The sequence below is a fragment of the Autumnicola patrickiae genome (genome assembly GCF_031846525.1).
In the GTDB taxonomy this organism is placed as follows: Bacteria; Bacteroidota; Bacteroidia; order Flavobacteriales; family Flavobacteriaceae; genus Autumnicola; species Autumnicola patrickiae.
This window is the reverse complement of record NZ_JAVRHM010000001.1, coordinates 355,447-368,940: the sequence shown is the minus strand read 5'-3', so window position 1 is coordinate 368,940 and position 13,494 is coordinate 355,447. Positions and strand designations below refer to the sequence as shown.

The 13,494-nt window shown below is 35.9% G+C and carries 14 protein-coding genes; 3 read left to right on the top strand and 11 right to left on the bottom strand.

The window, feature by feature from the left end; genetic code table 11:
• Positions 1-41: 41 nt before the first annotated feature.
• The 7 genes from RM549_RS01705 to RM549_RS01675 all read right to left on the bottom strand — a co-directional run bounded on the left by RM549_RS01705 (position 42) and on the right by RM549_RS01675 (position 6,247).
• The gene (locus tag RM549_RS01705; RefSeq protein ID WP_311680044.1) at positions 42-542 is read right to left on the bottom strand and encodes an IS1096 element passenger TnpR family protein; all 501 of its coding nucleotides are present in this window, start codon (positions 540-542) and stop codon (positions 42-44) included.
• Between the two features lie 49 nt (positions 543-591).
• Positions 592-1,605: a COX15/CtaA family protein gene (locus RM549_RS01700; RefSeq protein WP_311680042.1), complete on the bottom strand. Its 1,014-nt coding sequence runs from the start codon at positions 1,603-1,605 to the stop codon at positions 592-594.
• Between the two features lie 56 nt (positions 1,606-1,661).
• Positions 1,662-3,086, bottom strand: a complete 1,425-nt coding sequence (locus RM549_RS01695; RefSeq protein WP_311680040.1) for a CCA tRNA nucleotidyltransferase — start codon at positions 3,084-3,086, stop codon at positions 1,662-1,664.
• 119 nt (positions 3,087-3,205) lie between these two features.
• Positions 3,206-3,580: a GxxExxY protein gene (locus RM549_RS01690; protein ID WP_311680038.1), complete on the bottom strand. Its 375-nt coding sequence runs from the start codon at positions 3,578-3,580 to the stop codon at positions 3,206-3,208.
• A gap of 28 nt (positions 3,581-3,608) precedes the next feature.
• Complete coding sequence (locus RM549_RS01685; RefSeq protein WP_311680036.1) at positions 3,609-4,181, bottom strand: L-threonylcarbamoyladenylate synthase; 573 nt, start codon at positions 4,179-4,181, stop codon at positions 3,609-3,611.
• On the bottom strand, positions 4,171-5,283 hold the full coding sequence (locus RM549_RS01680; protein ID WP_311680034.1) for a glycosyltransferase family 4 protein: 1,113 nt from the start codon (positions 5,281-5,283) through the stop codon (positions 4,171-4,173). The genes RM549_RS01685 and RM549_RS01680 overlap by 11 nt, the downstream gene beginning before the upstream one ends.
• 139 nt (positions 5,284-5,422) lie before the next feature.
• Positions 5,423-6,247 carry a glycosyltransferase family 2 protein gene (locus tag RM549_RS01675; RefSeq protein WP_311680032.1) on the bottom strand — a complete coding sequence of 275 codons (825 nt, stop codon included), beginning with the start codon at positions 6,245-6,247 and terminating at the stop codon, positions 5,423-5,425.
• A gap of 290 nt (positions 6,248-6,537) precedes the next feature.
• On the opposite strand from RM549_RS01675, the gene RM549_RS01670 reads away from it, so the two are divergent.
• From RM549_RS01670 to RM549_RS01660, 3 genes are all read left to right on the top strand, one after another.
• Complete coding sequence (locus RM549_RS01670) at positions 6,538-7,296, top strand: glycosyltransferase domain-containing protein (protein ID WP_311680030.1); 759 nt, start codon at positions 6,538-6,540, stop codon at positions 7,294-7,296.
• Positions 7,297-7,388: 92 nt separating this feature from the next.
• Positions 7,389-8,138, top strand: a complete 750-nt coding sequence (locus RM549_RS01665; protein ID WP_311680028.1) for a lipopolysaccharide kinase InaA family protein — start codon at positions 7,389-7,391, stop codon at positions 8,136-8,138.
• 16 nt (positions 8,139-8,154) lie between these two features.
• Positions 8,155-9,129, top strand: a complete 975-nt coding sequence (locus RM549_RS01660) for a glycosyl transferase family 90 (RefSeq protein ID WP_311680026.1) — start codon at positions 8,155-8,157, stop codon at positions 9,127-9,129.
• Positions 9,130-9,155: 26 nt separating this feature from the next.
• Here the strand turns inward: RM549_RS01660 and RM549_RS01655 are convergent, their stop codons facing one another.
• Genes RM549_RS01655 through RM549_RS01640 form a run of 4 tightly spaced genes read right to left on the bottom strand, consistent with a single transcriptional unit; the run spans position 9,156 to position 13,457 of the window.
• Positions 9,156-10,220: a glycosyltransferase gene (locus RM549_RS01655; RefSeq protein WP_311680024.1), complete on the bottom strand. Its 1,065-nt coding sequence runs from the start codon at positions 10,218-10,220 to the stop codon at positions 9,156-9,158.
• Positions 10,217-11,293 carry a glycosyltransferase gene (locus RM549_RS01650; RefSeq protein WP_311680022.1) on the bottom strand — a complete coding sequence of 359 codons (1,077 nt, stop codon included), beginning with the start codon at positions 11,291-11,293 and terminating at the stop codon, positions 10,217-10,219. Before RM549_RS01650 ends, RM549_RS01655 begins: the two co-directional genes overlap by 4 nt.
• A complete protein-coding gene (locus RM549_RS01645) occupies positions 11,290-12,405 on the bottom strand; it encodes a glycosyltransferase family 4 protein (RefSeq protein WP_311680020.1) in 1,116 nt (371 codons plus the stop codon). The genes RM549_RS01650 and RM549_RS01645 overlap by 4 nt, the downstream gene beginning before the upstream one ends.
• Positions 12,402-13,457, bottom strand: coding sequence for a glycosyltransferase family 9 protein (locus RM549_RS01640; protein WP_311680018.1), 1,056 nt, complete (start codon positions 13,455-13,457; stop codon positions 12,402-12,404). Before RM549_RS01640 ends, RM549_RS01645 begins: the two co-directional genes overlap by 4 nt.
• Between the last annotated feature and the right edge of the window lie 37 nt (positions 13,458-13,494).

Genomic DNA, 13,494 nt, shown 5'->3' with positions numbered 1-13,494 from the left:
GAAAGTAAAAAGTTAAAAAATATACGGTGAGGGAATGCTTATTAATTCCAGTTTTCGTCAAAAGAAAGATTGTCGTAATCGTCAATATCAAAGTCGTCATCAAATTCTGCCGATCCTTCTTCACTTTCGCCAATGAACTCTTTTTCGGGAGCTGCGTTCGGAATTTGTCCGTGCACGAACATAAGGTTTGGATAATCAATACTGTCTTCAGGATCTGCAATTTCAGCAAGTTCCACGAGAAAAGTCCACATATTCAGGAAATCATAAACGTAGATCATTTTCGTATTATCTTCTGAAAGAATACTATCCAGGCTGGTTTCGTTCATCAGCCTTACTTCGCCACCCATATCAAATTGCGAAAATTCTTCTCCCTGGTTCCAGTTGTCGTCACTGGCATAGAAAGACGCCATCTCTGTCCCGTCAAAGCCAAAAGACTGAATTATGGTGTTATGAAGATCCTCCAGGGTACTTTCCTGAAGCATTTCTATATCTCTGAACACATCCTCTTCCGCATCAAGAATTACTCTGAATCTATAAACCATAGCTTTAATTTTAAGGGGCAAAGTTACAATTTTAGATTAGAAAATGCGATTATCTGGTAAATCTATGCAGCGTAAAAGTCATGGCTGCCAGTAGGAAAAAAGCTCCAACCTGGTGCGCTACCCCCAGCCAAACCGGTACTGCGTATATTAAGGTGAAGACTCCTAATAGAAACTGTACAAATACCAATGTAATCAGCCAGTTTATTCCTTTTTCCTGGGGAGGCAACAACGCCATATCACGGGATTTATACCAGATAGAAAAAATGAAACCTACAACCACAAAGGCCATGTAGCGGTGCACAAACTGGACGCCGCTCTTGCCTTCAACAAAGTTTCTCCACAAAGGATTTTGTTCTATATATACCGTTTCATGAATGAGTTTTCCTTCGTTCATTAACGGCCAGGTATTGTGAATCCAGCCGGCATCGAGCCCTGCTACAAAAGCCCCCCAAATAATCTGCAGTAATAAAACTCCAAGGGCTACTCTTATAAGGTTCCGTAATTTTGTGTTTATTTGCTTTCGTTTCGGATATATTAAATCCAGAGCCACCCAGAAAGTATATGCAAAAGTAATAAAGGCAGTAGTAAGGTGCATCGCCAGTCGGTAATGACTTACATCGGGTTGGTCTACCAGCCCGCTTTTTACCATGTACCATCCTAAAAATCCCTGGAAACCTCCCAGAAACAGAAGTATAATAGATTTTTTAATAGTTTTTGAAGAGAGCTGTTTTGTAAACAGAAAGTAGAGGAAAGGAACAATAAAGACAATTCCGATAAAACGGCCAAAAACCCTGTGTAGATATTCCCAAAAATAAATGTCTTTAAATTCCTCGAGTCCGAAATGATAGTTAAGTTTCTGATATTCCGGATATTGTTTATAGAGTTCAAAGGCTTCCTGCCATTCCTGCTCATTCATGGGAGGAAGGGTGCCGCTTATAAGTTTGTAATCTGAAATAGAGAGTCCGGAATGGGTTAGCCTGGTAATACCTCCAATAATTACCATGATAAATATTAATGCACAGCCGGTTAACAGCCAGTAAACTACCTTTTTATTGTCTTTCATTACCAGTTTAATTTGGTGTATTTTATATCAACTAAAATATCTTTATCTAAACCTGATTATTGTTTAACCGGCTGCAGCCCAAGTTTTTTTCCTCTTTTCAACATATAGTCATGTGCTGCATCATATTCGTTAGGGATTTCTCCTTCAAGAATAGCTTCTTTTATCGCGTCTTTAATTATTCCCACTTCTCTACAAGGCTTTAGATCAAAGGTTTCCATAATTTCTTCTCCACTTACCGGAGGCTGAAAATTCCGCACATGATCTCTTTCTTCAACTTCTTTTATTTTCTGCCTTACTATTTTAAAGTTGTTGTGGTACTGATTATAGCGTTTCGGATTTTTAGTGGTAATATCTGCTTCACATAGCGTCATCAAATCCTCAATATTATCACCGGCATCAAAAACGAGTCTGCGCACAGCAGAATCTGTAGTGTTATCATCTACAATAGCAATGGGACGCGAGCTCATAAGGACCATTTTTTGAACAAACTTCATCTTCTCGTTCAATGGCATTCTGAGACGCTTAAATAATTTGAAGACCATCTTGGCGCCCACAAATTCGTGTCCGTGAAAGGTCCAGCCGATTTTCTTATGAAATTTTTTGGTAGGTGCCTTTCCAATATCATGAAGAAGCGCAGCCCATCTTAGCCAAAGGTCATCTGTGTTTTCAGAAATATTGTCCACTACTTCCAGGGTGTGCCAAAAGTTGTCCTTATGACGCTGCCCTTCAATTTCATCTATTCCTTCCAGGGCGGTGAGTTCAGGAAGAATCAGTTTTAGAAGTTTTGTTTTATGAAGTAATGCAAAACCAACTGAAGGTTTTTCTGAAAGTAATATTTTGTTCAGCTCGTCGACGATGCGTTCTCTGGAGATTATTTTAATCCGGTCTTTGTTTTCCCGGATCGCTTTCAGAGATTCTTTTTCAATTCTGAAGCCCAACTGTGCGGCAAAACGAATCGCTCTTAACATCCGCAAAGGATCGTCTGAATACGTGACATCAGGATCAAGCGGAGTTCTGATAATCTGGGATTTTAAATCTTCGAGTCCGTTGAAGGGATCCAGAAGTTCCCCAAAATTATTTTTATTTAGACTTAAGGCAAGTGCGTTTATCGTGAAATCACGCCGGTTCTGATCGTCTTCCAGCGTTCCATTCTCCACAATGGGATTCCTACTGTCTTCGCGGTAACTTTCTTTCCTGGCTCCCACAAATTCGATTTCCATATCGAAAGCCCGCAGCATTGCGGTTCCGTAATTCTTGAAGACCTGGACTATTGGTTTATGGGGTAATATTTCTGAAACCTTTTTGGCAAGTTCAATCCCACTTCCCACGGCGACCACATCTATATCTTTAGGATCGCCACGCTGCAGAAGGTGGTCACGCACAAAACCTCCGATAACGTAGCTGTCCACATCCAGTTCTTCTGCAGCAAGTGAGATTACATTAAATATTTTATGATCTAAGGCTTCTTTATAGTTTTTCACTGATTTTAATTTTTCTCATTTTTCACCACGAATTCACGAATGTTTTCTTTGTAGCAAAATATAGGGTCTAGATTATATTCTCATTTTTCTAGTAAGACCTGGTAAGGTAATACCAGTTTTTAAAGAACTATTCTTTTATGATCTAGTAAGTCTTTTTGGAAATTGGCTAATATTGCCAATCGACATCCAGACACCTTTAGGTAATTGATGCATTGTCCTACATGTTTATCATTTATAGCTTCTATTGATTTAATTTCCAGAATTATTTTGTTTTCGATTACAAAGTCTGCATAGAATTTATGATTCAGAACATGACCTTTATATATGACAGAATATTGCTTTTCCCTTTCAAAAGAAATTCCTTTCGCTTTCAGTTCTATTTGGAGGGCATCTTTATAAACGATTTCTGAAAAGCCGCTTCCAAGATGATTATATACATCAAATAAGCATCCTATGATGCTATAGCTTTCTTCTTTATATAAGATGTTTGACATTATTCGTGGATTCGTGACGAAAAAAAATCTACTTCCTCACCACTTTCACCTTTCCGTCGTTACTTAACTTAATAATTGCAGACGGTTTTGTGCTTTTTTTTGACTGGTGCAAATTTACTACATAGTCCACACCTTTTAAAATTTCCGGAGCTATTTGAGAGAAGGATTCCGGAGTTTTTTCTCCGCTGATATTTGCTGAAGTAGAAACGATCGGCCTGCGGAATCTTCGCACTAATTCTTTACAAAATTTGTCTTTGGTGACGCGTATGGCAAGAGTATTATCATCGGCGATGAGGTTTTCGGCCACCCGAATGGGATCGTCATAAATTATAGTAGTAGGTTTGGCAGCATATTTCAGAATATCGTAAGCCACTTCAGGAACATCTTCTACATATTCGTTTAACATTTTAAAATCTGAAACAAGGCAGATAAGCGATTTCGATTCACTTCTTTTCTTCAGTGCAAAAACCTTTTCAATAGCCTCAGGATTTGTAGAATCACAACCAATTCCCCAAACGGTATCGGTAGGGTAGAGAATAAGTCCGCCGCGCTTTAATACGTTAATTGCCTCCTGGGATTCAGATTTAAAATCATCTTTCATTTAATACTTTTTTATATTCAGAATATGTGTTTTCAGCCATTATTGCTGAAGTAAAATTGCTTTCCAGTTTTTGTCGTGAAATACGGACAAAATTTTTCCGGTCCTGCTGATTATTCAGCAAAGATACGATATGTGCGGCCAATTTCTTAACATCAAAAGCCGGGGCAAGTAATCCATTCACTCCATGTTCAATAACTTCAGAAATCCCTCCGACATCTGTGCTTACCACCGGAATCTGATGGTAAAAAGATTCATATATAAACTGCGGAACACCTTCACTTTGCGATGTCATCAGGCTTAAATCGAACTGCGGAATAAAATTAGCAGCGTTTTCAAGTTTCCCCATAAAAGTTACCTGTTCTTCCAGCTTCAGCTTTTTTATCATTTTTAGCAGGGGAGGGCTGAGGCTTGAAAATTCACCAATTTGAACAAAATGAATGTTTTTTAGCTGCTGCTTATGGATAAGCTCTTCTGCAACAAGAATAAAAGTCTCCAAGCTCTTAGGCCAGATGTGATTGGCGATATTTCCGATAATTCGGGTTCCTTTTTTTAGCTGCAATTTATCCTGAAGAATGAACGGAGTGCTTGTATCTTTATCCTTTAGGTTGGTGCCGTGATAAATGCAGCAAATCTTGTTTTTATCTTCAATATTCTCTGAAGCAATCGCGGCAGTGGCTTTAGATACGCAAAAGATCTTTTCTATTTGAGGGGAATTGTACTTAAAGAGGGTCTGCTTTCTTGGGCGTATTGGAAAAGATGTTTTTTTACTAAAAACAGCCGGAGGAAGGGAAGCTAATTGGTTCGCTATAACATAAAGCGTTAATGCGGTGCTGTCATGAATATGCACAATATCGATCTTTTTCTGTTTGCAGACGCGAATGATCTTTGCTATAAATCGCGGGTCCATTTTGAAGGATAAAGGAGCAGGAATTATTTCAGGATCCGTTTTGTAAAAATCTTTGCTGAAGCGTAATTCTTTAGTACAAAGGACGATATTGTGAATTTTTGAGGTCACGTCGGGAAGTTCCCTGCACAAGGTTTCAATGTGTTTTTCGCCTCCACCCCATTTCTTTACGGCCGATAAATGAAGAATGGTTATCATATGTTAGTGTAACTCTTAGTTTAAAAGCCTCTTCAGTAAAAAAATCTTCTGATCCTGGGGTTTGCTTTAATTTATTTATTATTTGTATAGTGTCTATCATCTTTTACAAAACAAAAAGAACTGAGTTATAGAATTTCTGCTAACCAACTATATCCTTTCTTAGCTCATCTGTTTCCTTGCCCCATTTTTCTGTAAGGCTCATCATGATTGATTGGTTTTTGAATGGCGGGAACTTTGTTTTGTAGGTTAATCTCTGGAAATGGTGAAAATAAATGCCAAGTGCCAAAGCTATTGGCGAAACAGAGGAATCTGTAAGGGAAATCTTTTTCACCCTGTTGAACAAGTCGTAATCTGCTGCCTGGATTCTTTCATCCCATAGTTCAATAGACTCCATAAATTTCTTCGTGCTAATTATGGCAGAACCGCTATAACCTTCAATTAATTGATAACCCCATTTAGAGAATCTTTTCTCAGCAAACTTCTGAAATTCTCCGTACATTAAATAGGCCATTAGTTTTAAAGCCATTTTGTTGTTACCAAATATGGTTTGAATGGGATATTTAATTTTTTTCCATTTTCGAGCTATCTTCTTTTGTGCTGGTTTACTTTCAACATGGTCATTTGTTGCGACCGACAAAACCTTGATGTTTTTTTCTTTTTTCAAGATTTCCATAACCTTTACGTCCCAATTTGATGAAACGAGGATATCGTTGTTAAAGAAACAGACCAATTCGTGCTTTGCTTTCTTTAGCCCAATATTCTGACAATAAGGATAATTGTAATTGCCGTTATTCTCTATTAAAACCACATTGTCTTTTTGTGCAAAAAATTCTTTGCTTCCATCGGTAGAATTATTATCTACAATGATAAGTTCAAAAGGATGATAGGTATTTTCTACCAAAGTCTGATAGAAAAGTTCGTTCATTGATTTCTGGTTGTAAATTCCGGTAATTATAGAAATCATATATTGTGGATTTGTTTCAGGACAAAAAAACGACTTTTAAGGGATAATTCATTTTGAAATAAAGATTTTTTAAAAAAAGTATCCATTCATGTATAAAGGACGATATTGATAATTTTCGAGGCCACGCCTAAAGATTCCCTGCACAAGATTTTTATATGTTTTTCGCCGCCAGTTTACTTCTTTATGGCTGATAAATGAGGAATTCCCATAGAACTCTTCTTTACTCCTTTATGCTATGGCTATATTTGCAACAGTTATAAATCTGCTTTTTCAAAATAGCATTGAGCAACATGAGTTCAAAAACAGTTATCTATACTGCGATATTTGGCAATTATGAGGGCTTGATTCCGCAGCCTCAGTATGTCGGTGTTGATTATGTATGTTTTACAGATACCCCGCTTAAATGCAAGTTCTGGAAAGTAATTGTCGTAGAAAGAAGGTTTGAAGATCCAACTTTAGATGCCCGTTGGCACAAAATAATGGCACATAAGCATCTGTCAAAATATAAACAGAGCATTTATATAGATGGTAATTTTTTGGTTCTTCAAAATCCGGTGAAACTACTGGAGCAAAAACTGCGAGATGAAATAGTATTGGCCTTTTTTGATCATAATCAATGTGATGATGCCCGTAATTGCGCATATGAAGAATATCAGGCTATTTTAAATCTGCAGGATAAGCAAGGCTATTTCAAAGATTCACCCGAAAGGATGCAGCGTCTTATAACTTTTCTGAAAGAACAAAAATATCCCGAAAATAATGGACTCATATCTTCGGGAGTTTTAATGAGAAAGCATAATGATGCTGAACTTATAAAGCTAATGGAAGACTGGTGGTATTTTGTGGAAAATTATACCAAAAGAGATCAGCTAAGTTTTGATTATGTGCTTTGGAAGAACAATTTCAAAAGATACACCTATTTAGATGGCGACATAAGGAGAAGCAATGGCTGGTTCTATTTCCTGGCGAAACATAGAAAAAATTACAGATTTAAATTATTTAAGCTGAAGTTAAAAAAGTTCTTCAATGGAAGTGCGGATAAATTCTAAAGAATTTAATTTTTGACAGACACGATTTAACAAATGCTAAACCTCATATAAAATCAAAAAGTTAACTTTGCTAAAACCTCCGGTATTTTTGTATGAAGCTAATTGTTAACGAAGACTATTCTCCAAAAAAAAAAGAGCTTATAGGAATTATCAATAATCTCAAAAATAGAGGTCGGGATATAAGTACCGGAAAAAGAAATGTATTAAAAGTAATTGATTTTGAGGGACAGGAGATCAATATTAAGGCGTTTCAAATTCCTAATCTTATAAACAGGGTGGCCTATCGCTTTTTCCGGAAATCTAAGGCAGAAAGATCTTATAATTATGCCAGGGAACTTATAAACAGGGGAATAAACACACCGGCACCTATAGCTTATGCTGAAGAAACTACTTCTTTATCTTTAGAGAAGAGTTATTATATAAGTGAGCATCTGGATTATGATTTGACTTTCAGGGACCTGGATTTGAGAAAAAGTGGACATGAAGAAATCCTGAGGGCCTTTACCCGCTTTACTTTTGAATTACATGAGAAGAATATCCAATTTTTAGATCATTCTCCCGGTAATACTTTAATTAAAATTTCAGCTGAAGGATACAAGTTTTATCTTGTGGATTTGAATCGGATGAATTTTAAATCTTTGAATTTTTCTGAAAGAATGCAGAATTTTAAAAGATTATCGCGGGATAAAGCTATTTATGAGATTATGGCAGAAGAATATGCCAGACTTGCGAAGCAACCGTCTTTATTAATTTTTGAAAAAATGTGGCATTTTAATCAGTCATTTTTTGCTAAGAGGCAAAAGAAAAGGAATTTCAAGAATAAATTGTTGAAGAAAAGCTAAACCTGAATTTAAAAAAATGGATTTAAAGTACATTTTCTTCTCGGGTAAAAATCCAAAGTTGCCCTATTATATTAGCAATTACACTAAGGTTTTCCTTCCTAAATTGTTTTTTCAAATTCGGTTGAAAGCTAAACTTAAAGCTTTAAGTTCAGGAGAAGATTCAGAATATATCCGCTCCAGGGTAAATTATTATAACAAACTCTCTCAAAAAAGGACCTGTTCTTTTTCTTCTGCTTTTAAGGATTTAAAAAAGAGCGAAAAGGTAAAATCGGTTTATTTTTTAGATGCTTATAATGTTATCTCCTGGTTCCGTAGAGATTATAAGTGGAATTTTTTGCCCGGTGATATCACTTATATTCCTGAAATTCCATCAATAGTAAAAAGTCGACCTATACACGGGAATAACGAAAATTCGGTTATTCTAAAACTTGTAAAAGTGCGGCATTTTATTTTTGTAAAAGACAAACTGAAGTTTAATGAAAAAGATAATAAACTAATTTTTAGAGGAAAAATTGAGAACAAGCCACACAGGATAGATTTTTTAGAAAAATATTTTGGAAATCCTATGTGTGATTTAGGCAATGTAGGGAGGTGGAACAAAAAGACTCCTGAAGCATGGCAGGTAGAAAAAAATACGATCCATTATCATTTTAAATTTAAGTTTATCCTGGCTTTAGAGGGTAATGATGTTGCCAGTAACCTAAAATGGATTATGTTTTCTAATTCTATTGCTGTAATGCCGGAACCTAAATATGAAACGTGGTTTATGGAAGGAAAATTAATTCCGGGTTACCATTATATAAAAATAAAAGATGATTATTCCGATCTGGAAGAACGTTTAAAATATTATATAGAGCATGAAGAGGAGGCTCTTAAAATAATTAAAAATGCCAATCAATATGTTTCGCAGTTTTTGGATGAGGAGAGAGAGCAATTAATAAGTTTGGCAGTAATGGATAAGTACTTGCGAATGACCAGTCAGAAGGATTAATACTTAGGCTTCAGTAAATCCCCCTGTTAAGACTGGTTTTTAAAGGTTTTATACTGATCCAGTAAAGAGGTTGCGGTTTGTTTTTCGTCATGTTTTTCCATTACCGTTTTGAAGATATTGTCTCCGAGCTTTTTTCTTAAAAGAGTATCTTCTTTTAAATTCTGAATTGCCTTCACCATAGCTGCGGCCCCGGGTTTACAAAGATAAATATCTTCCTTATGAGTAAAAACTTCTTTAATAGCCTGGGATTCCATGGTGATTACCGGCTTAGCATAAGTAGCGTAATTAAAAATTTTGTTTGGAATCACTACGTCAGCCTTTAAAGTATTTCCGAATATACCCATGCACAAATCGAAGCTTTTAATGTAGCTCTCCAAGGCATTATAATCTACCATTCCTTCAAAAACAACCCGGTTTAGCTGATGTTCTTCTACATATTTTTTTGCTAGTTCAAACTCGAACCCTTTACCGATAAAGAAGAACTCTACATCTTTTTCGTTGCTCATTAAGCGGGCGGTTTCTAAGATACGTACCACCCCCTGCAAGGGAATAAAATGGCCAACAAAGCCAATTCTAAATATTCCTTCCAGTTTGGAAATTGTAGGGGCTTTCTCTTGATTGTCCGGCAAATTCGCACCAATATGTACAACTCCCGTCTTCTGAATATCAAGCTTGTAATTTTTGATAAAGTAATCCTGGTGCGCATAGGTATCAAAAATCACAAAGTCTGCTTTACGAACTGAACTCCTGTCCCGGTATTTAGATCTAAAAGCTTCGTAGCCATAGGGATTACTAAGACGATAATCCTTTATATTTGTCATGTACTTTGAGATAAGAGGATCAAACACTACATCACAAACAGAATTCTTCTTTACAAAACTTACAGATTTATGCCCAAAACTGGGTATATAGGTGAAATAGGCTTCTGCGCTTAACTCTCTGATTTTTCTCGCAGATTCTTTATCGAATTTTTTAAAATTATATTCTATAATTTCAAATCCAAGTTTTTTTAATCCGTTGAGAATTACAAGTGTCCTGTTGTAGCGTGTGTCTATTTCCTGCCCGGTTACCAGAATTTTTTTTACTTTCATAATACCTCTTTATAAACTTCTACAATTTTTGAAGTTACACTGGAAATACCAAACTGCCTTGAGAAAGACCGGGCTTCTTTTATTATCTCCTCTTTTTTCTTTGGATTTTCAAGTAAAAAATTTACACGTTCTGCTAATGTTTCAAAATCGCCAACATCGCATAAGTATCCGGTTCTTCCATTTGTAATTAGTTCTTCAGAACCACCATTCTTCGTGGCCACTACCGGTTTGCCCGCTACAAAGAAATCAAGAATGGTACTTCCCAAACCTTCAGCAACAGAAGTGAAGAGAAGAAGATCTATTTCTTGTATAGCACCCGAGATGTTTTTGACAAAACCTGTAAAAGTTACATACTTCAATATTCCGCTTTTCCGGGCGAACTGTATTAAATCCTCTTTAAGCGGTCCTTCCCCAATTATAACGAAATGAATATCCTTCCGGTGTTGCTCTAAGAGCTGTTTTGCAGTTCTTAAAAATGTAATGTGATCTTTTTCTTCAGTAAGAGCAGCAATGTAACCTATTACGAATCTGGTTTTTATTTTCCATTTCTCCCGCAATTCATATTTTTGAATTTCTTCAGAATCCAAATTTATCATACTTGGAATAACAATTGTGTTCTGAAATCCTATACTTTCCTTTACAGTGGTTTCCACGGCCCTGGAAATACATATTATCTTGTCTATGTATTTTTCAGAATATTTAATTCCTGTAGTAGGTTTTTTAAGTATAGGAAAAATAACCCGTCTATGTAAAATTAGCTTTTGATCTTTACTCCAGAAAATTTTTCCAAGAATGCCAAACGTATGAGCCCTGGATTCATGACAGTGTATAATTTTATACCCTTTTTTTTCCAGTTTTCTAAAGACACGTGACTGAAAGAGCGGCAAGAATGGCAGAGTATTAAAGGAATAACAGGTAATATTATTCTTTTTTGCTTCTTCCTCTAGCGCACTTCCTTTTCTACAAACAAGTACCTGTTGTATTCCCTGTTCATGTAATCCCTGCATAAGCAAAGCTACCTGCCGCTCGCCTCCCCGCCAGGTTTTTGCAAGATTAACGTGAATGATCTTCATTTCAGCAGATCTTTATACAAAGAAATTATTTGCGAAGCAATATTTTCATCATTGAACCTCTGCACATAGTTAAAGCTTTTTTCTGAAATGAATTTCCTCTTTGCTGGATCATTTAAAAGAGAATGAATAGCTTCTGAAATTTCGGAAATATTTTTGGGATCAACATATATGCTATCAGGTCCTCCAGCTTCAGGAAAGCAGCCGTAATTTGTGGTTATTACTGGTGTTTGCGAGTAAAGAGCCTCAATAATTGGAATTCCGAAGCCTTCAAAAAGAGAAGGATAAATAAAAATTTTTGCTCCCTGGTAAAGTAAGGCAAGTTCGTAGGTGCTAAGTCCGCCTAAAAAAATTACTTTTTCATGCAATTGCTCCTGTTCAACATATTCCTTTACTTTTTTGCTATATGCCGTAAAGGAGCCTACAATTACGAGATGAGTATCAATGTCTTTAATTGCTTTTATCGCTGAAAGAATATTTTTCCTGCTTTCGACAGTTCCCACATTAAGAATATAATTTTCGGGTATTTTCTTTTCTTTACAAAAATTTGTTATTTCTGAAGATTGGTAGCGTGTTTTATATTCTTTTTGGCAACCCTGGTAGATCACCTTTATTTTTGATTCATCAATGCTTAAAAATTCAACAATATCGGACTTTGTTTGTTCACTTACAGCAATAACAACATCGGCTTTCCGGGCGGCATGCAGAAACTTCTTTTTGTATATATATCTGTCCAGAAACGAATAAAATTCCGGAAACCGTAAAAAAATTAAATCATGTATAGTAACTACACTTTTGATGTTATTCTCTTTCAAGTTAAAAGGAATTTCGCCAGACAGTCCGTGAAAAACTTCAATTTTATCTCTTTTAAGATCTTTGATAATGTTCTTTCTTCTCCAATAATTTTTAAAGATCTTATCTAATTTTTTTCGAGGCAGTTTTTCTTCTACGGTTTTTCCTGGATCATGAATAGAAATTTTCCCAGGCTTTGGATTGTACAAATTATAGCTGTTTTCCGGATACAGTTTACTCAGGATTTTAATTAAATCCCGACTGTAATTACCTAAACCCGTAGCATTATGAAAAATTCTTTTTGCTTCGTAGCCTATGATCATTTCTTTATTTTTGAGTTATTAAGGAAAATTTCAGTAACGAAATCTCTCAATTCATGTAGGAAATATTCGGGTTTTAAACCTTTGTTATTTTTAGGATTTCTTTCTTCAATCGGGTAATCTTCCAAATGTATAGATTTGTTTTGCAAGCCATCTTCATATATTGCCCAATATGATTTTTTAACAGAAGGGGAATAAATAGAAAAGGTAGGGATTTCAAGTGCTTTGGCGATGTTTGCAGCACCGCCTTCATTTCCAATAAATAAATCACAGTTGGCGCAGTTCAAGATAAAGCCTTTTAATTCCTTTTCATAGATATTCAGAAAAATTCGTGATCTTGTTTCTTCAGAGCAGTAATTGTAAATTTTTTCCGCTTCTTTTCTCTGGGATGGCAGGTAATTAAATAATATTTGAACATTATTTAAAGTATCAGCCAGCTCATTTAAAACTGTAGCCATAAATTTAAGGGGGTAGCTTTTGGACGGTGAACTTCCAAGAACTCCACACATTACCAAAGGTTTTTCCATATCCATGTTTGCTTTTCTAAGCTTCTCACGGGCTGCCTGTTTTTCACTCTCAGATAGGTAGATTTTTGGCTTTAATTCTTGGGGGAAGTTTTTATTTAAGCCTTGTAAAAGTTGCATTCTGTTTTCTACTGCTAATCCTGCTGCCGTTTTAGGAGTGGTGAGATATCTAAAAGTACGGGAATATAGAACGCTGGTATACTTTTTTTCAAAACTCAATCTGATAACAGCTCCTGAAAAACGGCTAATCATGCCTGTGCTTATTTTGGAGTATACATCAATAACAGCAGTATAATTATTTTCCCTGATCCTGCTAGAAAACCTTAGAAAACCAAGGGGATTTCTATTTAGTTGAGGATCATAGGTTATAATTTTGTCAATAAAGGGGTTATTTTCAACAACAGGGGTAGTGTGCGGATGAATTAGATAATGCAATTTCGCTTTTGGATATTCTTTCCGAAGGGCTTCAAATAAGATTGAGGATGTAAGGACATCCCCAATCATTTTTTGCTGTATTACAAGTATTTTCATTCCTCCCTAGATACCTCCAAAGGAGGAACTTTTTACG